The sequence below is a fragment of the Rhodothermales bacterium genome (genome assembly GCA_039944855.1).
Taxonomy (GTDB): domain Bacteria; phylum Bacteroidota; class Rhodothermia; order Rhodothermales; family JANQRZ01; genus JBBSMX01.
Genome location: JBDUXZ010000024.1, coordinates 76641 through 97882, shown reverse-complemented (window position 1 = coordinate 97882; position 21242 = coordinate 76641). Strand labels below are relative to the sequence as shown.

General features: G+C 68.8%; 24 protein-coding genes. 12 read left to right on the top strand and 12 right to left on the bottom strand.

Translation table 11 applies throughout. The features are described from left to right. Positions 1 to 5 precede the first annotated feature (5 nt). Positions 6 to 662, bottom strand: coding sequence for a hemolysin III family protein (locus tag ABJF88_13160; protein ID MEP0547877.1), 657 nt, complete (start codon positions 660 to 662; stop codon positions 6 to 8). Between the two features lie 241 nt (positions 663 to 903). Between ABJF88_13160 and ABJF88_13155 the strand changes: the two genes are divergently transcribed. Continuing rightward, complete coding sequence (locus ABJF88_13155; GenBank protein ID MEP0547876.1) at positions 904 to 1497, top strand: HmuY family protein; 594 nt, start codon at positions 904 to 906, stop codon at positions 1495 to 1497. A 14-nt stretch (positions 1498 to 1511) separates the two neighbouring features. Here the strand turns inward: ABJF88_13155 and ABJF88_13150 are convergent, their stop codons facing one another. Continuing rightward, on the bottom strand, positions 1512 to 2288 hold the full coding sequence (locus ABJF88_13150; GenBank protein MEP0547875.1) for a DUF2071 domain-containing protein: 777 nt from the start codon (positions 2286 to 2288) through the stop codon (positions 1512 to 1514). A gap of 150 nt (positions 2289 to 2438) precedes the next feature. Here ABJF88_13150 and ABJF88_13145 point away from each other — a divergent pair, with 150 nt between their 5' ends. Together ABJF88_13145 and ABJF88_13140 are read left to right on the top strand one after the other, a co-directional pair. Then, positions 2439 to 3263, top strand: coding sequence for a DUF1206 domain-containing protein (locus ABJF88_13145; GenBank protein MEP0547874.1), 825 nt, complete (start codon positions 2439 to 2441; stop codon positions 3261 to 3263). A gap of 188 nt (positions 3264 to 3451) precedes the next feature. Then, on the top strand, positions 3452 to 3997 hold the full coding sequence (locus ABJF88_13140) for a hypothetical protein (protein MEP0547873.1): 546 nt from the start codon (positions 3452 to 3454) through the stop codon (positions 3995 to 3997). A 9-nt stretch (positions 3998 to 4006) separates the two neighbouring features. On the opposite strand, the gene ABJF88_13135 is transcribed toward ABJF88_13140, so the two are convergent. The 6 genes from ABJF88_13135 to ABJF88_13110 form a co-directional block, all read right to left on the bottom strand. After that, positions 4007 to 4534, bottom strand: coding sequence for a gluconokinase, GntK/IdnK-type (locus ABJF88_13135; GenBank protein MEP0547872.1), 528 nt, complete (start codon positions 4532 to 4534; stop codon positions 4007 to 4009). A gap of 60 nt (positions 4535 to 4594) precedes the next feature. Next, complete coding sequence (locus tag ABJF88_13130; protein MEP0547871.1) at positions 4595 to 6106, bottom strand: flotillin family protein; 1512 nt, start codon at positions 6104 to 6106, stop codon at positions 4595 to 4597. A gap of 73 nt (positions 6107 to 6179) precedes the next feature. Then, on the bottom strand, positions 6180 to 6746 hold the full coding sequence (locus ABJF88_13125; protein MEP0547870.1) for an NfeD family protein: 567 nt from the start codon (positions 6744 to 6746) through the stop codon (positions 6180 to 6182). Positions 6747 to 6918: 172 nt separating this feature from the next. After that, positions 6919 to 7638, bottom strand: a complete 720-nt coding sequence (locus ABJF88_13120) for a hypothetical protein (GenBank protein ID MEP0547869.1) — start codon at positions 7636 to 7638, stop codon at positions 6919 to 6921. Between the two features lie 40 nt (positions 7639 to 7678). Further along, entirely contained in the window at positions 7679 to 8956 is a 1278-nt protein-coding gene (locus ABJF88_13115) for a M48 family metallopeptidase (GenBank protein MEP0547868.1), read from the bottom strand. A gap of 422 nt (positions 8957 to 9378) precedes the next feature. Continuing rightward, the gene (locus ABJF88_13110) at positions 9379 to 9930 is read right to left on the bottom strand and encodes a gamma carbonic anhydrase family protein (GenBank protein ID MEP0547867.1); all 552 of its coding nucleotides are present in this window, start codon (positions 9928 to 9930) and stop codon (positions 9379 to 9381) included. Positions 9931 to 10007: 77 nt separating this feature from the next. On the opposite strand from ABJF88_13110, the gene ABJF88_13105 reads away from it, so the two are divergent. From ABJF88_13105 to ABJF88_13075, 7 genes are all read left to right on the top strand, one after another. Then, positions 10008 to 10175: an alanyl-tRNA synthetase gene (locus tag ABJF88_13105; GenBank protein ID MEP0547866.1), complete on the top strand. Its 168-nt coding sequence runs from the start codon at positions 10008 to 10010 to the stop codon at positions 10173 to 10175. A gap of 28 nt (positions 10176 to 10203) precedes the next feature. Next, entirely contained in the window at positions 10204 to 10479 is a 276-nt protein-coding gene (locus ABJF88_13100; GenBank protein ID MEP0547865.1) for a polyhydroxyalkanoic acid system family protein, read from the top strand. Between the two features lie 99 nt (positions 10480 to 10578). After that, positions 10579 to 11241, top strand: coding sequence for a hypothetical protein (locus tag ABJF88_13095; protein MEP0547864.1), 663 nt, complete (start codon positions 10579 to 10581; stop codon positions 11239 to 11241). Positions 11242 to 11285: 44 nt separating this feature from the next. Beyond that, positions 11286 to 11663: a hypothetical protein gene (locus ABJF88_13090; protein ID MEP0547863.1), complete on the top strand. Its 378-nt coding sequence runs from the start codon at positions 11286 to 11288 to the stop codon at positions 11661 to 11663. 55 nt (positions 11664 to 11718) lie between these two features. Beyond that, the gene (locus tag ABJF88_13085; protein MEP0547862.1) at positions 11719 to 12204 is read left to right on the top strand and encodes a hypothetical protein; all 486 of its coding nucleotides are present in this window, start codon (positions 11719 to 11721) and stop codon (positions 12202 to 12204) included. Positions 12205 to 12276: 72 nt separating this feature from the next. Beyond that, the gene (locus tag ABJF88_13080; GenBank protein MEP0547861.1) at positions 12277 to 12795 is read left to right on the top strand and encodes a hypothetical protein; all 519 of its coding nucleotides are present in this window, start codon (positions 12277 to 12279) and stop codon (positions 12793 to 12795) included. 116 nt (positions 12796 to 12911) lie between these two features. Continuing rightward, complete coding sequence (locus ABJF88_13075) at positions 12912 to 15134, top strand: amino acid permease (GenBank protein MEP0547860.1); 2223 nt, start codon at positions 12912 to 12914, stop codon at positions 15132 to 15134. Positions 15135 to 15245: 111 nt separating this feature from the next. Here the strand turns inward: ABJF88_13075 and ABJF88_13070 are convergent, their stop codons facing one another. Next, positions 15246 to 15806: a YetF domain-containing protein gene (locus ABJF88_13070; GenBank protein MEP0547859.1), complete on the bottom strand. Its 561-nt coding sequence runs from the start codon at positions 15804 to 15806 to the stop codon at positions 15246 to 15248. A 176-nt stretch (positions 15807 to 15982) separates the two neighbouring features. Here ABJF88_13070 and ABJF88_13065 point away from each other — a divergent pair, with 176 nt between their 5' ends. Together ABJF88_13065 and ABJF88_13060 are read left to right on the top strand one after the other, a co-directional pair. Next, positions 15983 to 16420, top strand: coding sequence for a BLUF domain-containing protein (locus tag ABJF88_13065; GenBank protein MEP0547858.1), 438 nt, complete (start codon positions 15983 to 15985; stop codon positions 16418 to 16420). Between the two features lie 96 nt (positions 16421 to 16516). Then, positions 16517 to 16951: a BLUF domain-containing protein gene (locus ABJF88_13060; GenBank protein ID MEP0547857.1), complete on the top strand. Its 435-nt coding sequence runs from the start codon at positions 16517 to 16519 to the stop codon at positions 16949 to 16951. Here ABJF88_13060 and ABJF88_13055 read toward each other — a convergent pair. From ABJF88_13055 to ABJF88_13045, 3 genes are all read right to left on the bottom strand, one after another. Beyond that, positions 16948 to 17454: a hypothetical protein gene (locus ABJF88_13055; GenBank protein MEP0547856.1), complete on the bottom strand. Its 507-nt coding sequence runs from the start codon at positions 17452 to 17454 to the stop codon at positions 16948 to 16950. The two genes, ABJF88_13060 and ABJF88_13055, sit on opposite strands and share 4 nt — an antisense overlap. 68 nt (positions 17455 to 17522) lie before the next feature. Further along, positions 17523 to 20273, bottom strand: a complete 2751-nt coding sequence (gene mutS, locus ABJF88_13050; protein MEP0547855.1) for a DNA mismatch repair protein MutS — start codon at positions 20271 to 20273, stop codon at positions 17523 to 17525. A gap of 140 nt (positions 20274 to 20413) precedes the next feature. Further along, positions 20414 to 21130, bottom strand: coding sequence for a superoxide dismutase family protein (locus tag ABJF88_13045; protein MEP0547854.1), 717 nt, complete (start codon positions 21128 to 21130; stop codon positions 20414 to 20416). Positions 21131 to 21242: the final 112 nt, after the last annotated feature.

The following is a 21242-nucleotide window of genomic DNA, read 5'->3' as shown; positions in this document are numbered from 1 at the left end:
GCGACTCACCACACATAGAGCAGCATCGCGACGTAGTGGCACGCGCTCCCACCGATGACGAAGAGGTGCCACACGGCGTGGTTGTACGGCAACCGTTCCCACACGAAGAACACGACGCCTACGGTGTAGCACAGCCCGCCCGCGATCAGCCACAGCAGCGGCACGGTCGGCACCCCAGCGAGGAACGGCTTGATGACGAGGACGACGAGCCACCCCATCACGAGGTAGAGCACCGTTGAAAAGCCCTCGTAGCGGTCCACGAAGAACAGCTTGAACACGCAGCCGAACACGGCGAGCGCCCACACGAGCGTCAGCAGCGTCCACCCCCACGGCCCGTTCATGCTCAAGAGGGTGACCGGCGTGTACGTCCCCGCGATGAGGAGGTAGATCGCCGCGTGGTCGAGGATGCGAAAGACGTGCTTGAGCCGCGGCTGCTGGAAGGCGTGGTAGAGCGTCGACGTCGCGTAGACGAGGACGAGCGAGGAGCCGTAGACCGTGAAGCCGGCGACGTGGACGGCGTCGCCGCGGAGCGCGCCGAGCACGATGAGCACCGGCACCGCCGCGACGGCCAGCAGCAACCCGATCCCGTGCGTCACCCCGCTGGCGATCTCCTCGCGGAGCCGCTGCCGCTGGGCAGCGAGCGCGGCCCGTGCCTGCCGCATCCGCTGGCGGGAGCGGCGCGCGAGCAAACGGTTACGGGCGGCGATGCGGTGCACGGGGGGAGCGGTCGGAGTGGAGAGGGGCTACCGCTTACGACGCGCGAAACAGCAACCCGTTTCATGGTACAACGGACGACGAGCACCTACCATGCCATCGCCCCCCGCAGAAAATTCATTCAACCGCCGCGACCCGAACGGATTACGCAACGTAGCCTCCTCCCGCTCTCGAATGACTCCCCACGCCATGCGCCCCCGTTATCTTGCTCTCGCGGCCCTCCCCCTCCTCCTCACGGCGTGCCTCTCCACGCGGCCTGCGCCGACACCCACTGTGGTGACCGTGGCAGACCTGGACGCCCGGGGCGAGGACGGCCATTACACGTTCTACAGCCTCCGCGATGGCACCGTCGTCCCCGCCGCCGACTCCGCCTCTGCGAAGTGGGACCTTGCCTTCAAGTCCACGACGATCCTCGTCAACGGCGGCTCGTCCGGACCGGGCGAAGGGGGCGTCGTCGTGCTCCACGACACGAGCTTCGCGGCCGTCACCGAAGCGCCGCCATCGGAGGCTTACGTCGTAGACCAGGGCATCGACAGAATGGAGACGGCGATTCCGGGCGGCGCCGGCAACGGGTGGTACGACTACGACTTCGCGACCGGCATCGTCTCACCGCGTCCCGTCGTCCTCGCCGTCCGCACCGCCGACGGACGCTACGCGAAGGTGCAGATCGACAGCTACTACCTCGGTGCCCCCGGCCCTGCCGAGATCGCCCCCGACGTGGGCTTCCGCTACTACACGTTCCGCTACCTCTTCCAGACCGACGGCTCCCGACAACTCCGCTGAGTCTTCCAGCCGATTCACTCGACCCGCTTCGGCGCCCAGCCGAGCATGTCGATCCGCTCGGCGTAGTGCAGCAGCGGCGGCGTGTCCGGCAACCCGATGCCGGCCGCCTCCGCCATCGTGTTTGTCTGCACCTCGGCCTCGGCGGGCTGGAGCGGCCACGGCGGGTGGTGGATCTCCCCGAGCACGGCGCGCCCCTGCCGGTCCGTCGTCCCGAACGCGTACCGCTCCGTCAGCCAGTGATCGAGCGTGCCCGGTTCGCTCTGCGCCGCGGGTCCGGTCGGCCGGTAGGCGCCGACAAATGTCGCCGGTCTCGCTCCCCGATGCGTGCGGTAGCTGTGGTAGTGCACGGCCGCGTCCGACTCCGCCACGGCCATGTGCGCATCGAAGTATGGGAGGTGGAATAGCCCCCTCGCTATCCGCACGGCCGGGCGGCTCGCCGCGTCGAGGCTGAAGAAATACACGGCCTGCTTCCCGCGATGCCGGACGTACGTTCGCACGTTCAACTCGGCGAAGTCGGAGAGGCGTGAGACGGCGGGCAGACCGCGTGGACGGACGCCCTCCATCTCGAACGGGACCACGCCTAGCCATGCTTCCCCGTCGAACGTGTCCACCTCGAACACCGGAGGAATTAAGCCCCGCAGTACCGCGACCGGGACGGGCCAGTGGAGGAAGAGCAGCCTCCGCCACGTCTGCCGCAGTACCCACGGCCGACCGGGAACGGGGTAGGGCCGATGCCCCACCTCGTCCAACAGGGAGGACGGGAATGACGAGGCGAAGTCGTGGAGATTCATCGTGGGTCTCTGCGTGAGTAACGAACCCGGTCCGCGCGAGCTAACCGCATCGAACCAGCGGCACGCTGACAGGTTGAAGGGGAGGATAGGGCGCGCTCGGCTCCAATGCCTTGTCCATTCCCCTCTCTTCTCACCTCATCTCTTCTCGTCATGAATCACCCCTCTCCGCAACAGGCTGCGCACAGCGATACCGTCGAGAAACTCGCCCGCTTCGGGTACGCCGTCAAAGGCGTCGTCTACGGCCTTATCGGCGTGCTCGCCGTGATGGCGGCCTTCGGCTCGGGCGGCGAGACGAGCGGGTCGCGCGGCGTGCTCCGGACGATCGCGGACGGACCCTTCGGCCAAATCCTCGTCGGTGCCGCCGCCATCGGGCTGTTCGGCTATGCCCTCTGGCGTTTCGTCCAGGCCTTCCTCGACCCGGACAACAAAGGGACCGACGCCGAGGGCGTCATCAAACGGATCGGCTACTTCGGCAGCGGCGTGATCTACGCCGGGCTCGGGTGGGCGGCCTTGCGGCTCCTACTCGGCAACGGTGGAAGCGGGGGTGAGAGCGGGGCCGACACGTGGACGGCGAAACTCATGGCACAGCCGTTTGGCGTGTGGCTCGTCGGCATCGCCGGCGCCATCACGATTGGGATCGGCCTCTACCAGCTCTACAAGGCGTACGAGGCCGAGTTCTTCGACAAGCTGAAGACCGGCGAGATGAGCGCGACCGAGCGGACGTGGACGAAGCGCGTGGGGCAGGCCGGGCTCGCGGCGCGCGGCGTGGTGTTCGGCATCATCGGCGTTTTCTTAATCCAGGCCGCTCTCACCGCGAACCCGGAAGAAGCGCGTGGCTTAGAAGGCGCGCTCGACACGCTCGCCGCACAGCCCTATGGGCCGTACCTGCTCGGGGTCGTTGCCCTCGGGTTCGTCGCGTACGGCGTGTACTGCGGCGTCCTCGCCCGCTACCGACGGATCCCGGCCGGGTCGTGATGGCTAACGGCCGGGTCAAAACCCGTAGTCGGCATCATACTAGTTAGGGTCCAGGTTCATTACTAAAGCGGAGTACTTTAAAATCCGCTGCTTGCGGTGCGCAATTAGGAAAAGGGGTGTATTCTCCGTGGGTACGCCATATATTGTCCCACCCAGGCCCAACTTAGTCCACCAGGAGACCCAGATCCATGCCGAGAGCAAAGGGAGTTATTCGTATCGATTCCGACTCGACTCACGGGTGGCAAGTCCGTGTCTATCGGCACGGAAAGACCTACTCCAAGCTCTTCAGCGATCGGAAGTGCGGGAGCAAAGAGGACGCATTCCAGCAAGCCCTGAAGTACCGCGAGAGCCTGAAGGAAGAGGTCGATGCCATGCCAGAGAGCGAGCCGAAACGGCGTCTCATCCGGCACAACAAGAACAACGCCACGGGCGTACTCGGCGTGTCGCGCACGTTTAAGCGCGATCGTCACGGTCACCGCCACGAGGTCTACGCCGTCTCCTGGAATCCGGCCCCCGGCGAAGCACGCGGGACGTCGTTCTCGATCCGGAAGTACGGCGAGGAGACCGCCTTCAAGATGGCGTGCAAGCTGCGCTACCAGAAGATGAAGGAGATCTACGGGGACCGCTATCCCGTCACGTCGTACCTCGAACTGTTCGAGGAAGGCAAGGATCACCTCGGGCAGCCCGTCGAGTACGACGACAAGCCGGTCAAGAAGCGGGTTCGGTCGAGCTAGCCGGCGTCGTTACTCCGAGATGCGTGGGAGTGCGAGCGTGGCGACCACGCGTCGCGCGACCTCGTTCACGGTCCCGTTGGCCCGGACGTGCACGGCCTCGTGGCGTGCCGGGGGCTCCCACGTATCGAGTTGACTCGCCAGCAGATCGGGGCCGGCAAAATGGTCTTCCCGCGATGCCAACCGCTCCGCGATCTCCGTCGCTGCTACGTCGAGCCATACGAACTGCACCTGCGGATGGCCCGCGTGTAAGCGCGCACGGTACGACGCCCTCAGCGCTGAGCAGGCGAGAACGAGTGGCGTGCCCTCGCGGAGCCCCCGCTCAATGACCGCTCGGACGGCGTCGAGCCACGGGTCGCGGTCGGCGTCGGTCAGCCCCTCCCCCGCTCGCATCTTTGCCACGTTCGCGGCCGGGTGGAAGTCATCGGCATCGAAGAACGCCCAGCCGAGTTGCTCCGCCACGGCGCGCCCCACGCTCGTCTTGCCGATGCCGGACACACCGATGAGGACGAGAACGGTGGGGTGGGGCGCGTCGTGCATGCGACGGGGAAATCAGGAGAGAACGAATAGGTCGGGCTGGTTTGGGCGCGCGCAGAGGGTTTATGTGTTGTCTCGCGGCTCCGGCTCCACCGAGTCGCCGTCGCCACGGGCGGGCGCCGGGGGTTGGGCGAGCCGGGGTGGGACGCGCGGCGTGTCGTCCGACGCACCGACGAGCCGGCGGGCAAGCGCGTTGAGATCGACGCCGGCGACGTTGCTCAGCATCTCGTTCGACGACGCCATCAGTTCGGTGACGTAGCCCGCGACGCGCGTCGCACCCTGCCCGCCGCCGCCGTCCACGACCGAGATCTTGTCGATCTTCCCGATCGGCTCGGCGATGCGGCCGGCGAGCTCGGGCAGCATTTTCGCGAGGATATCGAGCACGGCCGCCTCGCCGTACTTCTCGAACGCCTCGGCGAGCTTCTCTTTGGCCTCGGCTTCGGCGAGGCCTTTCGCACGGATGACGTCGGCCTCGGCGGAGCCTTCGGCGCGGGTCCCCTCGGCGCGAGCCTTCGCCTCGGCCTCGATGGCGAACTGTTGGGCCTCCGCCTCGCGGATGCGCTGGCTCTTGGCGGCCTCCGCCGCCTGCTCGACGCGGTAGCGCTCGGCGTCGGCCTTCTTTTTCACCTCGGCGTCGTACTCCCGCTCGCGCCGCTCGATCTCGAGGGTTTCGAGCTCGACCTCGCGCTGCTTCCGCACGAGTTCCACCTGCATCTGCTCCTCGACGACGAGGCGCTGGCTCGTCGCTTCCTGCACGGCGTAGGCGAGGTCGGCTTCGGCCTTGGCCGTGTCCTGATCGCGCTTGAACGCGGCGACCTTCAGTTCCTTGTCCTTCGTCGCCTCCGCCACGTTCGTGTCGCGGAGGAGCTCGGCCTTCTGGCCGTTCTCGTCGGCCTCGGCCTTTTTGATCCTGGCGTCGCGCATGGCCTCGGCTTCAGCGATGTCGGCGTCGCGCTTGATGGCGGCGATGCGCGGGCGGCCGAGCGCTTCGAGGTAGCCGTTCTTGTCGCGGACATCTTTAATCGTGAAGCTCACGATCTGGAGCCCCATCTTCTTCAAGTCCCGCGCGGCGACAGACTGCACCTCCTGCGCGAACTTGTCGCGGTTGCGGTAGACCTCCTCGACGGTCAGCGTCCCTAGGATGGCGCGGAGATGGCCTTCGAGGACCTCGCGAGCCTCGGCCCGCAGTTCCTCGTCGGGCTTGCCGAGGAACTGCTCGGCCGCCGTCGCCACGTCCTCCACCGATGAGCCCACCTTGATGACGGCCACGCCGTCGGTCATCACGGGGACGCCCTCGGCGGTGTAGACCTCCGGCGTCATCACGTCGAGCTTGTGCGAGAGGAGCGAGAGCCGTTCGCGCTGCTGCACGATCGGGACGATGAACGCCCCGCCGCCGCGCACGATCTTGACGCGGCGGCCAGACTCGTCGGTGAGGACGTTCTTGCCACCCATCGCCGCGCCGGTGATGATCATGGCCTCGTCCGGGCTGACGGTTTTATACCGCGACGCGAGGACCATCACGAGCAGAACGATGGCGGAAATCGTGATGATGAGCGCGAGCAGGGTCGGGTCCATAAATCCTCCGAGTCGGGTTGCAGGTAGAGACGCAGCATGCTGCGTCTGTACGGGATGGCACGGTTGGTCGAAATCAGGCGGCGGGCAGGCGAGAGGGCGAGCCGGACGGAGGCGAACCATCCACCGGCGTCAACTCGTCGAACGGCGTCACGAGCAGGTCGCCGTCACGGATCTCGACGACGACGATGCGGGTCCCCTGCGGGATCGGCGCGCCGTCGAACGAGGCGGCGGTGCGGAACGTGTTGCCCGCGCCCATCTTGACGAGGACCTCGCCGTAGCCCGTCGCCGGGATCGTGGTGATGACCTCGCCGAGCTTGCCGTGGTACTCGCGCAGCGAGAAGCCCGTCGAGTTCTCGCTCCGCTTCATCGGGCGGACGTAGACGAAGTGCATCAGCACGGCGAGCCCGACGCCGATGAGGGCGGCGGCAGCGGTCGTCGTTGCGCCGCCAAGGTCCATCGACTCCGTGAGCACAACGCCCGCGCCGCCGAAGACCGTCAGCCCGCCGACGATCGAGAGCGGGTCGAGGAAGTCGATCCCGTCGAGCCCATCGAGCACCCCGTCGAGCACGTCGCCGAGGAGGAGCGTGAGCACGGAGAAGATCAATCCTCCGACGAGGCAGATCCAATAAACATCCAGCATGGCGCGCCCGGATCGTGGAACGGACTGACAGGATACGGCCTGCGATACGGGGGCGCAACGGAGGCTGTTACACCGACGCCGGCTGGAATAACGGCTTTCACGCGCGCTCCACAGAAAGGGGCCGAGGCGCCCTCTGCCCCGGCCCCGAGGCCTGCCGGTTAGCCCTCGCAGCCTACGACCGTTTCGGCCCTGCCAGCGGCTTGAGGAGGGCCGTGCACAGCTTCTCGATGCTGTCCACGTCGAGCGGGTCGAAGCTCGTCTGGCCGGGCTTGTTGCGGTTGTACCACACGACCTCGGCCGTATTCGCGTTGACGAGGGCGAGCTCCAGCACGATACCCTTCTGCTGCGAGATCCCGGCCCCGCCGAAGAGCAGCAGGCTAGCGACGGCGACGACGGCGTCGCGCGCCGACGCGCCCGTCGAGCTTCCGAAGCTGGCGCCGCGAGCGAAGAGGAGGTAGTCGGCGTCGGCCTGGTCGGCGAACTGCCCGACTTCGGGGTCGACGGTGAGCGTGAGCACTTTGTGCTTTGTCGCCCGGAGCGAGTCGGCGGCGAGGCCGAAGCTCTCGCGCGCCCGCGTCAGCCCGAGCGCGAGGTCGGCGTCGGCCGCGAGCAGGCTGTCCGTGAGCGCGAGCGGGGCGACGGCGAAGCGCGACTCGGCGAGCACGTTTTCGAGCGCCTGCAGGACGACGGCGTTGACCTCGATGGCCGTCTCGGGCGACATCTCGCTGAGCGTCGCGGTGCGGAGCTGGTAGCTCACCTCGGGCGGCATGACGGCGATCGCCTCGATGGAAGCGCGTTCCTGGTCGAAGCTCTCGCTCGTCCGGAGCGTGGTCGTACACCCGGCGAGCGTCGCCACGGCGAGGAGGAGGAAGAGGGAGCGTGCGTGGTGCATATTCGTCGTAAACGTTGGTTGAGGCGAGGGCGCGCGTGGGCTACTCCCCGTCGGTGGACTCGTTGGTTTCGGTGGATTCGGTTTCGACAGCGTCGCTGCCCGCACCGCGCAGCGTGGCGATGCGGTGTTGGATGTAGCGCCGGTCCTTCGCCTCGGGGTCGAGGTAGAGGTAGTAGTCGTAGGCATCGATGGCCGCCTCGGCATCACCGTCCTCTTCGGCGAGGAGGCCGATCCCGCGGTACGGCGCGGCGTACGTCGTGTCGAGCTCGGTGGCGCGCCAGTAGTCGTCCTCGGCCTGCTGTCGCGATGCCGCGTCCTCGGGGCCGAGGCGGAGCGCTTCGGCGCGCCAGAACCGGAGGTACGCGTCGGTCGAGTCAACGGCGAGCGCGCGGTCCGCGGCCTCCAACGCGCGGTCGAAGCGCTCGGACCGCACCCAGAGTTCGACCTGGGCGGCGCGGACGCCGGCCGTGCGGGCGAGGTACACGCTGTCGCGCGGGGCCGGCTCGCAGGCGAGGTCGCCGCCGTGGAGGTGCTCGGCGCGCTCGCGGGTGTACGCCATTCGCTTCGTGAGTTGGGGGTGGCTGCCGTAGAAAAACGTCGTCGCGGCCGATGCCTGCCCGTGCTCGGCGAGGAGCAACTCGAACAGTTCGGTCGCCGCGCAGAGGTCGTACCCCTCGGCATCCATCGCTTGGACGGCGTAGAGGTCGGAGTCCTCCTCGGCGGCGCGGCCGTGGCCGTTGATCGCGGCGCTCGCGGTGAGCGCGAGGCCGAGCTGGGAGACGCCGCCCCAGAATTGGACCCCGCCGCCGCCCATCGCCCCGAACCCGATGGCCGCTGCCACGCTGAGCACCTGCGTGGCGCCCGCGATCCCGCGCGCCTGGTCGTATTTCACAGCCGAGTGGCGGCCGGTGACGTGGCGCACTTCGTGGCCGAGCACCTGGGCAAGCTGATCCTCGCGCTGGACCCGGGCGAGGAGGCCGAGGTGGACGTAGATGTTGCCGTCCGGCAGCGCGAAGGCGTTCGCGTCGGGGTCCATCACCACGTGGAAGCGAAACGTCGCCGGGACGTTCAGCCGCTCGGGTACGAGGCGCATTCCCACCTCCTGCACGTACGCGGTGAGGGCCGGGTCGGCGTTGACGAGGCCGCTCCGCTGCAGCCGTTCGACTTCGTACGCGCTCGTCGTCCACAGCTTTTGCTCGGACGGGCTCAGGCCGGCGGGGAGCGGGACGGCCGGCGCGGCGGGGCGGCTGCCGCTGCACCCGGCGACGAGCGGGAGCAGCAGGAGCGCGGCGATACGGAGGGGCAGAGCACGTAGCAAGAGAGCACCGGGTTAGAAATTCAGCGCCGAGAATACGCTATCCCTAACCACGATTACAACCCTCTCCCTTTTCTGTCTCACATTCTCTGCACATCCTACGTCGTCGGAGGCGAGTAAAGGAGCGCGGCAATCCGAAGGCTCGGCGCAGCCCATCTCCCGATTACAGCAAACTGAAGTACAGCAAACTGGAGATTGCCGCGTCACTTCGGGACGAGTCCCTGCGCTCCTCGCAATGACAAGGTGGGGGGGGTTGTTAGGGCCTCTTGCTCTGTTGAGAAACGCTCATCAGTGTCATCCTGAGCTTGTCGAAGGATCTCTCCAAGGCACCGCGTTACTCGTTAGAGATCCCTCGGCTGCGCTCGGGATGACACGTAGAAACGGTTCGCTGAGCTTCTCAAAAGAGCGAGATCCTCATCGGCGTCTCAGCCGTCGGCGCGCTCGTAGAACGGGTTCACCTCGGGCGTCACCTCACCGCGGTACATCGCGCTCATGCGGACGTAGTGCGCGGCATTCGCGCGGATGCGCTCCTCCTCCTCGTCCGTCAGCGAGCGGACGGCCTTCGCGGGCGAGCCGAGCACGAGCGAGCGCGGCGGGATGATCGTATCGCCGGTGACGAGCGCCCCGGCCCCGACGAGGCTCCCCGCCCCGATGACCGCCCCGTCGAGCACGACGGCAGCCATCCCGATCAGGCAGTCGTCCTCGACCGTGCAGCCGTGGACGACGGCGTTGTGCCCGATCGTCACCCCGTCGCCGATCACGCAGGGGTGCGTCCCCCGGCTGACGTGGACGGTCGCGTTGTCTTGCACGTTCGAACCTGCGCCGATGCGGATGAAGTGGACGTCGCCGCGCAGGCTCGCGCCGTGCCAGATGCTCGCGTCGCGGCCGAGCGTCACGTCGCCGATGACGGCGGCGGTGGGAGCGACGAAGTTGGCGCCGTCGAGGCGGGGGTGGAGGCCGAGGAAGGGTTCGATCATGGGGACGAGCGGGAAAGCGGTGGTTGGAATCACGAGCGCGGGAGACGGCGTTGGACCTCGTCAGCCGCCTACGCCCGATGTCCGAACCTCTCGAGCCAGACTCTCCTGACCGTCCGCCCGCTGCTGGAGCGCGCAAAAGTACGACGTGGCTCAAGCGCTTCGGGGCGGCGGGGTTCCTCTTCTTCCTCGTCAAAGGCCTCCTCTGGCTGACACTCCCCGCCATTCTCCTCTACTTCGGCTGCTGACTTCCCTCCCACCGAACCTGCTCTGACCATGGCGCACATCGACGTGACCCGCCGCCACGACCTCGGCCTCGACGGGGCCCGCCACGCCGCCGAAGAAGTCGTCCACGAGCTGGCCGATCACATGACGCTGGAGGCGTACTGGGAGGGCGACACGCTCGTCGCGCAGGGGCCGGGGTTCGACGGCCACTTCCACGCCGCGCCCGACTCCGTCCGCGTCACCGTCCGCCTCGGGCTCATGCTCCGCCCGCTCCGCCGCACGATACGCTCCGAGATCGACGACTACCTCGACCGCTACACGGCGTGAGACCGGGGCGGCTTCCGGCACCACTTCCGGCCCGGCACGCAACCCATCGCACGGCCCGCCGGTATACCTCTCCACTTCCCTTCCTTCCCCCGCCCTTCGATGAAATCACTCCTCCTCAAGCCGCTCTATAACCGCGCCGTCGACGGCCTCCCCGTCCTCGGAACGCCCGCCGAAACCGCCGCCCGCTTCCTCGCCGGCCCCGGCACGCTCCACGAACGCGCCGAAGAGATGACGGGCACGTACACCCTCCTCTGCGGCAGCACCGGCTTCGTGTTCGGGCTCGGCGGGTTCATCACGCTCCCCATCACGCTCCCCGCCAACATCATCGGCGTGGCGACGCTCCAACTCCACCTCTGCGCCGCGACGGCGTTCATGGGCGGCCACGACATCCACGACGACGAGGTCCGCAAGCGCTCGATTGCCTGCCTCGTCAGCGGGTCCGACGCCGAGCACCTGCAGGAGAGCGACGAGGCAGCGGAGGTCTTCGACCGCTCGGCCGTGAAGCTCGCCGAGCGCGGCATCCGCTTCCTCGCCGAAGGCGCCGTCGGCGTGGCGACGCGTGCGACGAAGTGGACGGCGAAGAAGGTCGTCACGAGCCGGCTCCCGCGGCGCAGCCTCCCCATCCTCGGCGGGTTCATCGGCGGGGCGTCGGACGCCTACTCGACGGGGAAGGTGGCCGAGGCCGCCCGCCAGACGTTCCTGACCGATGGCAAGCCCCTCCTCACCCCCGCTGAGCTGGCCTCCGGCGACGGGGCCGGCTGACGCCCGCCCCGCTTCCCTCCTCTCCTCTCTCCGCCCCTCTCCCCATGATCGAGTCCCTCCCCGAAGGCGTGCAAGCCGCCGAACTCAACGCTACGATCGACGACCTCGAACGCGGCCTCGACCAGTTCTCCCTCTCCAAATCCGTCAACCGGATCGACGACTGGCACCGCATCCTCGACGAGTCCGACCGTGCCGACCTCAACGAGATCGCCAACGGGCTCGGGGAGCTGAAGGCCAGCTTGCTCGGCCCCGACCTCGACGGCGACGCCATCGGTGAGATCCTCGCCCGGCTCGGCAAGCAGACGGTCGCGGCGGCGAAGGAGGCCGAGCGCGAGGAGATCGGCAAGGCCGTCGAGCGGCTCGGGAACGTGCTCCTCCACGCCGGCCACGCCCTCCGCGGCCCCCGCGCCGCCGACGCCTGACCGCTCCCTGCTTCTCCTCTCTTCTCTATTCCCCTCCTCTCCTTTCCCCTCTCTCATGCTTACTTCCTCCGACATCACCGGCGGCTCCGGCCTCGACGACACGTACCAGCGCGACCTCGAGAACACGTCGGCCGCGCTCGAAGCCGGCGTCACCTCGCTCGCTCCGGGCACCGCGATCGGCGTGATCGACACGTGGTACGGCACGCTAAAAAACGCCGAGCGCGACGACCTCCACGCGATCGCCAACCTCCTCGCTGAGCTCAAGGATGAACTCCAATCCGATCGGCTCGACGGTCCCGCCATCGGCAGCCTCCTCCTCCGCCTCGGCGAGCAGACCACGAGCGCGGCGGCCGACGCCGACGACGCCCGCCTCTCGCCGAAGCTCGAACGCCTCGGCACCCTCCTCTCCCGCGCGGGGACGACGCTCGGCGCCGAACCCGTCGAGGCCCATCAGCAAAACGTCCTCGACGGCCCGGCGAGCGCGCCCGTCTCGCAGACCGAGAAGGGCCTCGCGCCCGATCCCGACGAGCGCGACTCGTAGGACCCGCCCGTCTGCGGACCCGCCCGTCTGCGTGCAGCACCTCATCTCTTCATTATTCGCCCCTCTCCCGTTATGAATTCGAACCAGACCACCGACGCCCGCCAGCAACTCGACGCCACCCTCGGCGTCCTCGACGGCGGTGTGGCCGCGCTCTCCCCCGCCGCCGCCCGCTCCACGATCGAACGCTGGCTCGACACCCTCGCCGACCACGACGGGATGAACGGCGTCGCCACCGTCCTCGGCGAGCTGCGCGCCGCCCTCGCGGCCAAACCCATCGACGGCGGCGAGGTGGGCCGCATCCTCGAACGCCTCGGTGAGCAGACGACCGAGGCCGCCGACCAGGCCGACGACGACGCCGTCACGTCGAAGATCGAACGGCTCGGGGGCCTGCTCGCGAGTGCTGGGCGGGCGCTCGGCCGGAGCGGCGTCCCGAACCCGCGCGTCGGAACAGCCGACGACCCCGGCGTGGTGCAGGAGAACTCCAGCGCGGCCGGGCCGATGCCGCAGGGCTCGGGCACGAACGCCGACATCAAAGACGTGAAGCCGAACGCGGCCTCGCGCACGCCGGGGACGAAGTTCGACCCGAAGTGAGCGCACGGAGTCAGCGGCCTTCGCGGGTCGCCACGTGACAGGCGGGCCCTCCGAGTCGTGCATTCGGAGGGCCCGCTGCGTTATCCTTCGCGGCCCGCTCGCCCCGCCCCCGGCTCATGCTCCGCCGTCTCCGTCAGCGCCTCCGTCCCCCGCACGAACTCGTCGCCCCCGGCAAAGAGGGCGGGCTCGGCACGTTCGGCGGCGTCTTCACGCCGTCGATCCTGACGATCCTCGGCGTCATCATGTACCTCCGCTTCGGGTGGGTGGTCGGCAACGTCGGCCTGCTCGGGGCGCTGCTCATCGTCACGCTCTCGACGGCGATCACGTTTCTGACGGCGCTCTCGATCGCGGCGATCTCGACGGACCAGCGGGTGCGGGCGGGCGGGGCGTACTACATGATCAGCCGCTCGCTCGGGATCGAGACGGGCGGGGCGGTCGGCATCCCGCTCTACCTCGCGCAGGCGCTCTCGATCGCGCTCTACACGATCGGTTTCGCGGAGAGCGTCGGGCGGGCGTTCCCGGCGGTGAACGAGAAGGTCGTCGGGCTCGTGACGACGGTGGCGGTGGCCGTGCTCGCGCTCGTCTCGGCGAAGACGGCGATCCGGGCGCAGTACTTCATCATGGCCGCGATTGCGCTCTCGCTCGTCTCCCTCCTCTTCGGGAGCCCGATCGAGGAGACGAGTATCGAGATGTGGGGCGCGGCGGACCGGCTGAGCGAGCCGTTCTGGGTCGTCTTCGCCGTGTTCTTCCCCGCCGTCACGGGGATCATGGCCGGGGTCAACATGTCGGGCGACCTCCGCGACCCGAGCCGCTCGATCCCGCGCGGGACGTTCGCCGCCGTCGGCGTGGGCTACCTCATCTACATGGCGCTCCCGGTCCTCCTCGCGATGCGCGCCGACGCGGCGACGCTGATCGCGGACCCGCTCATCATGCGGAAGATGGCGTACTGGGGCGACGCGATCCTGCTCGGCGTCTGGGGCGCAACGCTGTCGAGCGCGCTCGGCTCGGTCCTCGGTGCGCCGCGCGTGCTGCAGGCCCTCGCGCGCGACGGCGTGCTGCCGCGCAAGCTCGGCTGGCTCGGCAAGGGCTCCGGCGACGACGACGCGCCGCGCGCCGGGACCGTCCTCACGCTCGCGCTCGCGCTCGTCGCCGTCTACTTCGGCGACCTCAACCTGATCGCGCCCGTCCTCACGATGTTCTTCCTCACGACCTACGGCGTGCTCAACATCGCGGCGGGCATCGAGCGGTTCCTGCGGAGCCCGTCGTTCCGGCCGACGTTCCAGGTCCACTGGGCGTTCTCGCTCCTCGGCGCGCTCGGCTGCGTGGCCGTGATGTTCCTCATCAACGCGGCGGCGACGGTCGTGGCCGTGCTCTTCGTGCTCGGCGTCTACGTGTGGCTGGAGCGGCGGAGCCTGGAGTCGGCGTGGGGCGACGTGCGGAGCGGGCTGTGGATGGCGATCACGCGCGCCGGGCTGATGCGGCTCCGCGACGAGGCCGATGCGAAGAACTGGCGGCCCCACCTCCTCGTCCTCTCCGGCGCGCCGACGCGGCGCTGGCACCTCATCGACCTCGCCCGCGCCATCTCGCACAACCGCGCGCTCCTCACCGTCTCGACCGTGCTCACCACGCCCGGCGTCTCGGCCGAGCGCCAGCAAGCGATGGAGAAGAACATCCGCGAGTACCTCGCCCAGCGCGCCGTGCAGGGCCTCGCCCGCGTCATCGCCGCACCCGACCCGTTCGTCGGCGCCGAGCGCCTCGTCGAGTCGTACGGGCTCGGCTCGCTCACGCCGAACACCGTGCTCCTCGGCGACAGCCAGGACCCCGCCCTCCGCGCTCGCTACTGCGCGATGATCGAGCACTTTTACTCCGCCCGCCGCAACGTCGTCATCGTGCGCGACGACGAAGACCGAGGCTACGGAGAGCGCAAGCGGATCGACGTGTGGTGGGGCGGGCTGAAGGGGAACGGCGGGCTTATGCTGATCCTCGCCTACCTCCTCTCGACGAGCCTGACGTGGCGCGGCAGCGAGATCCGCCTGAAGATCGTCGCCCCGGACGCCGCCGCCGCCGAGGCCACGCGCGCCGGCCTCCTCCCCATCATCGCCCGGACGCGCACCGGCGCGGCGCTCGACGTGATCGTCGCCGAGGGCCGCCCGTTCGACGAGATCCTGCGCACGGCCTCGGCCAACGCCGACCTCGTCTTCCTCGGCATGGCAGCCCCGACGGAGGGGGACGACTTCGAGGCCTACTACGCCCGCTTCCGCGAGCGCACGGCGGGGCTCCCCTCGACCGTCTTCGTCCTCGCCGCCGAGGAGATCGCCTTCGGGCAGGTGCTGGCCTGACGGTGGTCCGTGGTCCGTGGTCCGTGGTCCGTGGTCCGTGGTCCGTGGCTAGAATTTATTGAGTCGATACCTCTCCAAGCTTACGTCCACACCTCCATACCTCCACACGTCTCAAGCGACAGCCCCCTTCGTCTGGCCGGGCTGGAGGTGAGGTCGGTCGCTGGTTCCCTCCACGTTCGCCAGCGCATCGTGGGCATCGCCTTTCTCCAGGTCGCTCATCACCGTGAACGACCCGTCGCTCTCGAGCACGACGGCGGCGACGTCGGCCATCTTCGCGTTCCCATGCTTCCGCACGGCTGAGCGGACCTCCTCCGTCGTCACACGTTCGCGCTTCATCGCCGCCTGCTGGAACTCGCCCCGGTAGTAGATGAGTGTCGGCACGGACTTGACCAGGCTTTGGAACCACTCCCAGCGGACCGAGCACCACGTGATGAAGAACTGGAGACCGATGAGGAGCGCGAGCGCGAGCACGCCTTCGGCGAGGGCCGTGTCTTTCGAGAGGATCGTCGAGGCCAGTGTCGAGCCGAGGGCGACGGTGACGACGAAGTCGAACGCATTCATCTTCGAGAGCGTCCGCTTGCCGGAGATGCGGAGGACGAAGACGAGCGCGACGTACGCCAGCGTGCCGACGAGGAGGATGCGGCCGAGCGCGTCCCAGGAGTTGAAGAACATGGCGGAAGGGCTAACCGGGAGAAGGGAGAGGTCTAACCTCCTGCCCGTCCTATTTGGTCCTCGCGATCGAGAAACCGAGACGCCCCCGGCTACGGCTCGCCGCAGGCATGCCGGAGCCTGCCACACCCTTCGATCAAGGTTTTTGTACTTTGCGCTTAGACCCGAACCCGACGCCCATGCCGGACCTCTTCACGCTCCTCTACAGGTCCCATTCCGTCCGAGTCCTCGACGCGCACGACCTCCTCCGCCTCCTCATGATTTCGCTGCGCAACAACGCGCGCGACGGCATCACCGGGGTCCTGCTCTACGGCCCGAAGGAGTCGCTCCCCAACGCCGAGGCGGACCTGACGATGCTCACGAGCGTCGTCCCCTTCGACGGGCCGGGGGCGTTCGTCCAATGGCTCGAAGGGCCCGAGGACGCAGTGCGGGCGCTCTACTTCGACCGCATCGCCCACGACACCCGCCACACGGACCTCGTCCTCCTCGGGACCGGCACGAGCACGCACCGGCTCTTCCCTCACTGGGCGATGGCCCTGGAGCCGAGCGGGGCTCTCCCCTCCTCCGCCGACGCGATCGCACGCCTCGCCGCGGCCCGCCACCAGCCCACCCCGTAGCCCACCGATACCCGTGGAACGTCGTCGGTGCGGTGGGGAGCCCGAAGAGGTGCGACACCGTTACCTTGCGGTCCCCCTCGCTAGCGCCCTCTTCGCATGTCCCTCCTGCACACGCTCCTCTACCGCTCCCGCGCCACCCGCGAACTCGACGAGCGCGATCTGCTGCCCATCCTGATGTCGTCGATGCGCAACAACGCCCGCGTCGGCGTGACGGGGTTGCTGCTCTACGGCCCGCCCACCCCGCTGCCCGAGCCCGACCCCGAAGCCCCGCCGCCGACCACGCTCGTCCCGTTCGAGGGGCCGGGCGTGTTCGTGCAGTGGCTCGAAGGCCCCGAGGCCGCCGTCCGCGCTACCTACGACCGGATCGACGCAGACCGCCGTCACACCGATGTCGAGGTCCTTGCCCGAGGGACGCGCGAGCGCCGCCTCTTCCCCCACTGGTCGATGGCGCTCGAAACCGTCCGCGCCCTCCCCGAGACCGTCGCCGACGTCGAGCGCCTCGCCGAGCAGCGCCACGACCACCAGGTCTAGCCGCGCACGCTCTCAGGTTCGGCCGGCGCCCCGACCGCCTCGTCGACGAACTGGCGGAGGGCTTCCATCTGCGCCCGGCCGCGCCACTGCCCATAGCGGGCGAGGCCGTAGACACCGAGCGCGCCGAGGGCAGAGGCGGGCAGCACGGCGAACGCCCACGGCGTCTGATCGATCGACCACTGCGCCCAGCCGTAGACGAGGGCGAAGAGGGCGAGGCACCCGCAGATGGCGTAGCCCGCGATGAACAGGCTCCACGTCGCGGGCTTCGGGCCGTAGAGCCCCCGCACCCGCGTCTGCTCGTGGACGCCGTCGAAGTCGAGCGAGAGGAACGGGGACCAGACGCGCTCCTCGGCGGCGGGGACGTAGAACACGGCGTGGCCGCGGTAGACATTCCCCCGGCACCACGCCTCGGGCCGGCCGAGCGCTTCGCGCAGACGCTCCGCCGCCTGCGCCGGCGGGCACGGGGCGACGAACTCGAAGCGGGGGCGCATCCGGGCAGGCATGGCGACGGCGTCAGGGCACGAGGGACTCCGGGAAAGTACCGCACCGAGCCGTGCCGATCACCGGGCCGTCAGCGCTCGGCGATCCGCTTCAGCTCGGCGAGCGCCATCAGCGCCTCGATGGGCGTCATCCGGTCGGGGTCGAAGTCGTCGAGCCGGTCCATGACTTCGATGATGGCGGGGTCCGGGTGGGCGGCTTCGGGGAGCGCGGGCGGCACGGCGGGAGCAACGGAGGCAGGGCGCGCGGCGTGAGCGGCGGGCATCGCGCCGTCGCCCGAGGCGTCCGGTGAATCAGGCGGCGGGCCGCCAGCGTGGGCGATCTCCTCGGCGACGTTGTGCGCTTCGAGGTGGTGGAGCACGGCCTTTGCGCGGCGGATCACCGCCTCGGGCAGCCCCGCCATCCGCGCGACCTCGATGCCGTACGAGTGGTCGGCGCCGCCGGGGATCAGCTTGCGGAGGAAGATGACTTTGCCGTCGTGCTCCTGCACCTGCACGCGAGCGTTGCGGACGCGCCCGAGCCGGTCGGCGAGCGCATTCAGTTCGTGGTAGTGCGTGGCGAAGAGCGTGCGGGCGGCCACCTCGGCGTGCTCGTGGAGGTACTCGACGACGGCCCACGCGATACTCAGCCCGTCGAACGTGGACGTGCCGCGCCCGACCTCGTCGAGCAAGATCAGCGAGCGCGGCGTGGCGTTGTTGAGGATGCTCGCCGTCTCGTTCATCTCGACGAGGAACGTGCTCTCCCCCGCCGCGAGGTTGTCGCTCGCGCCGACGCGCGTAAAAATCTTGTCGACCACGCCGATGCGCGCCCGCTGGGCCGGCACGAACCCGCCGACTTGGGCGAGGAGCACGATCAGCCCGACCTGGCGGAGCACGACGCTCTTGCCGGCCATGTTCGGCCCGGTGATGATGAGGATCTGCTCGTCGTCGTCGAGCCGGACGGAGTTGGGGATGAACGCCTCGCCCGCCGGCAGCGCCCGCTCCACGACGGGGTGCCGGCCGTCGGTGATGTCGAGCACGCGGCTGTCGTCGATCGCGGGGCGGACGTAGCCGTGCTGCTCAGCGACTTCGGCCAGCGAGCAGAACACGTCGAGGAGCGCGAGGAATCGGGCGTTGCGCTGCACGGGCTCGACCGCCTCGGCGACCTCCATCCGCAGCTCGGCGAAGAGCTGCGCTTCGAGTTCGACGATGCGCTCCTCGGCCGTGAGGATCTTCTCCTCGTACTGCTTCAGCGCGGGCGTGATGTAACGCTCGGCGTTGACGAGCGTCTGCTTGCGGATGTAGTCGTCGGGGACTTTGTCCTTGTGCGCGTTCGTGATTTCGAGGTAATAGCCGAACACCCTGTTGTAACCGACCTTCAGGCTCGGAATCCCCGTCCGCTTGCTCTCCTCGGCCTGCAACCGCGCCAGCGTCTCCTTCCCCGACGACGCGATCCCGCGCAGGTCGTCGAGCTCTTCGGAGAACCCGGCTCGGATGTAGCCGCCCGCGTCCGTCTTCGCCGGCGGCTCGTCGTCGAGCGCCGCGCCGATCCGCTCGACGAGGCCGGTGCAGAGCGTGAGTCCGTCGCGGACCTTCGCAAGCGTCTCGCACGTCTCGCTTTCGAGCGCCTGTTTGAGGAGCGGAATCTGACGGAGTGTGAGCTTGAGGGTGACGAGGTCGCGCGGCGTCGCCCGCCCCGTGCAGACCTTCGCCGCGAGCCGTTCGAGGTCGCCGACGTGCTTCAGCTCGTCGCGGAGCGCGCGGCGCAGGCGCGCCCCGGTGAAGAGCGCGTCGACGGCGTCGAGCCGCTGCTGGATCTTGTCGACGGAGCGGAGCGGGCGGACGAGCCACTGCCGCAGCATCCGCCCGCCCATCGGCGTGTTCGTCCGGTCGAGGATCTGGATGAGCGAGCCCTCACGCCCGCCCTGCATCGAGGCGACGAGTTCGAGGTTGCGCTTCGTCTGCGGGTCGAGTGCGATGTAGTCGTCGGCGGCGTAGCGCTGGATGCGGCGGACGTGCGGGACGCGACCCTTCTGCGTCTCGCCGAGGTAGTAGAGCGCCGCGCCCGCCGCGACGAGCCCGAGGCCCAGTTCCTCGACGCCGTAGCCCTTGAGCGAGTGCGTCTGGAAGTGGCGGAGGAGCGTCTCGTAGGCGAAGTCGTAGCCGAACACCCAGTCCTCCTGCGGCGTGAGCGCGAAGTGCGTCCCCCGGATCCGCTTCGCCTCCTCCTTCTGCCGCTTGTCGACGAGCAGTTCGGCCGGGTCGACGGTCAGCAGCAACTCCTCGAACCGCGCCTCGGGCACTTCGGTGACGAAGAATTCGCCCGTCGTCGCGTCCACGAACGCGAAGCCGACCCAACCCTTCTCGTTCTTCTCCCGGCCCCACACGGCGGCGGCGAGGTAGTGGCTCTGCTTCGGCGTGAGCAGCCCGTCGCGGAACGACACGCCCGGCGTGACGACCTCGACCACGTCGCGCTTGACGATCTTCTTGGCGTACTTCGGGTCCTCGGTCTGCTCACACACGGCGACGCGGTAGCCGGCCTGCACGAGCTTCGGGAGGTGCGCGTCGAGCGCGTGGTGCGGGAAGCCGGCGAGGGGCACGTCGTCGGCCGCGCCGTTCGAGCGCTTCGTCAGCGTGATGCCGAGCACGTCGGAGACGATCTTCGCGTCGTCCTCGAAGGTCTCGTAGAAGTCGCCCATGCGGAAGAGGAGGATCGCGCCGGGGTGGCGGTTCTTGATCTTCCAGTATTGCCGCATGAGCGGCGTGGCGGATTTGCCGGCCTTCTTCTTCCGCTTCTTCTCTTCCTTCTCGGAGAGGGGGAATAGGCTCGGAGTCTCGTCGGGCATCGGTCGGTCGGGCGCGGGGAGGGTCGCGCTAAAATACACGCGCCCGCTGCCAACGACGTGGCAGCGGGCGCGTGGGGAGAAGGTAGAGGATGGAGGGTGGCAGATCCGTCCTCTACCTTCTATCCCCCACCGTCCCGCCCTCAGCGGTCCATGATGACGCCGCAGGCGACGGGCGTCCCGGCACCGCCGGCGGGGTCGGTCTCGAGGTCGTCGCGGCCCGAATGCACCACGATAGCGCGGCCGTCCACATCATGATCGAAATCGGTGACGGTAAAGGTCGTAGTGGCGGTCCCATCGGGGCCGGCCTCGATGTTGCCCAGGTCGCCGGCGTGCTTGTCGCTCACGTTCTCGGTCGGCGCGCCGTGGTTGTTGGTGTTGTGGGGGTCCCAGTGACCACCGGCGGCCCCGGCGGGCTCCATCATCCCGTCGCCGTCGGTGTCGGCGGCGTCACACGAGGGGTTCTGGTGGATGTGGAAGCCGTGCATCCCTGGGTCGAGGTCACGGAGGCTGATGGTGACGCGCAGGGCGTCGTCCATCTCGTAGAACTTCACGGTGCCCTGCGCCGAGCCGGCGGAGGTGGGCCGGACGAGTGCGGCGGCGTCGAGGTCGTCGTCGTCGTCGAAGAGGTCGGTGGTGGCATCCCACGCGGTGCCGGCCGCATCGTAGACCGTCTCGCCGACGTCGGCGGCGAACTCGGCCGTTTCCTCGGCGGCGTTGACCGTGAAGTCGCCTACGTCCTCGGCGGCGTCGGCGGTGGTGTCGGCGGCGCGCTCGGTCGTGGAGCAGGCGGGGAAGAGGAGGAGGGCGAAGAGGGCCAGGAAGAGCGGCCGTCGTGCGGAGAGAGAGAGGGCGTTCATGGCGGTAGAGGAGAGAATGGATAGAGAGAAGTGTCCGAGGCGCTATCACTCGCGCCTTCCCGACCTGTAACGGCCCACCCTTCCCCGATGTTCAGCCGGACGGCATCGCCCC

Coding starts and splice junctions, on each gene's coding strand:
- ABJF88_13160 (MEP0547877.1), bottom strand. CDS start 662: ATGCGGCAGGCACGGGCCGCGCTCGCTGCCCAGCGGCAGCGGCTCCGC.
- ABJF88_13155 (MEP0547876.1), top strand. CDS start 904: ATGCGCCCCCGTTATCTTGCTCTCGCGGCCCTCCCCCTCCTCCTCACG.
- ABJF88_13150 (MEP0547875.1), bottom strand. CDS start 2,288: ATGAATCTCCACGACTTCGCCTCGTCATTCCCGTCCTCCCTGTTGGAC.
- ABJF88_13145 (MEP0547874.1), top strand. CDS start 2,439: ATGAATCACCCCTCTCCGCAACAGGCTGCGCACAGCGATACCGTCGAG.
- ABJF88_13140 (MEP0547873.1), top strand. CDS start 3,452: ATGCCGAGAGCAAAGGGAGTTATTCGTATCGATTCCGACTCGACTCAC.
- ABJF88_13135 (MEP0547872.1), bottom strand. CDS start 4,534: ATGCACGACGCGCCCCACCCCACCGTTCTCGTCCTCATCGGTGTGTCC.
- ABJF88_13130 (MEP0547871.1), bottom strand. CDS start 6,106: ATGGACCCGACCCTGCTCGCGCTCATCATCACGATTTCCGCCATCGTT.
- ABJF88_13125 (MEP0547870.1), bottom strand. CDS start 6,746: ATGCTGGATGTTTATTGGATCTGCCTCGTCGGAGGATTGATCTTCTCC.
- ABJF88_13120 (MEP0547869.1), bottom strand. CDS start 7,638: ATGCACCACGCACGCTCCCTCTTCCTCCTCCTCGCCGTGGCGACGCTC.
- ABJF88_13110 (MEP0547867.1), bottom strand. CDS start 9,930: ATGATCGAACCCTTCCTCGGCCTCCACCCCCGCCTCGACGGCGCCAAC.
- ABJF88_13105 (MEP0547866.1), top strand. CDS start 10,008: ATGTCCGAACCTCTCGAGCCAGACTCTCCTGACCGTCCGCCCGCTGCT.
- ABJF88_13100 (MEP0547865.1), top strand. CDS start 10,204: ATGGCGCACATCGACGTGACCCGCCGCCACGACCTCGGCCTCGACGGG.
- ABJF88_13095 (MEP0547864.1), top strand. CDS start 10,579: ATGAAATCACTCCTCCTCAAGCCGCTCTATAACCGCGCCGTCGACGGC.
- ABJF88_13090 (MEP0547863.1), top strand. CDS start 11,286: ATGATCGAGTCCCTCCCCGAAGGCGTGCAAGCCGCCGAACTCAACGCT.
- ABJF88_13085 (MEP0547862.1), top strand. CDS start 11,719: ATGCTTACTTCCTCCGACATCACCGGCGGCTCCGGCCTCGACGACACG.
- ABJF88_13080 (MEP0547861.1), top strand. CDS start 12,277: ATGAATTCGAACCAGACCACCGACGCCCGCCAGCAACTCGACGCCACC.
- ABJF88_13075 (MEP0547860.1), top strand. CDS start 12,912: ATGCTCCGCCGTCTCCGTCAGCGCCTCCGTCCCCCGCACGAACTCGTC.
- ABJF88_13070 (MEP0547859.1), bottom strand. CDS start 15,806: ATGTTCTTCAACTCCTGGGACGCGCTCGGCCGCATCCTCCTCGTCGGC.
- ABJF88_13065 (MEP0547858.1), top strand. CDS start 15,983: ATGCCGGACCTCTTCACGCTCCTCTACAGGTCCCATTCCGTCCGAGTC.
- ABJF88_13060 (MEP0547857.1), top strand. CDS start 16,517: ATGTCCCTCCTGCACACGCTCCTCTACCGCTCCCGCGCCACCCGCGAA.
- ABJF88_13055 (MEP0547856.1), bottom strand. CDS start 17,454: ATGCCTGCCCGGATGCGCCCCCGCTTCGAGTTCGTCGCCCCGTGCCCG.
- mutS (MEP0547855.1), bottom strand. CDS start 20,273: ATGCCCGACGAGACTCCGAGCCTATTCCCCCTCTCCGAGAAGGAAGAG.
- ABJF88_13045 (MEP0547854.1), bottom strand. CDS start 21,130: ATGAACGCCCTCTCTCTCTCCGCACGACGGCCGCTCTTCCTGGCCCTC.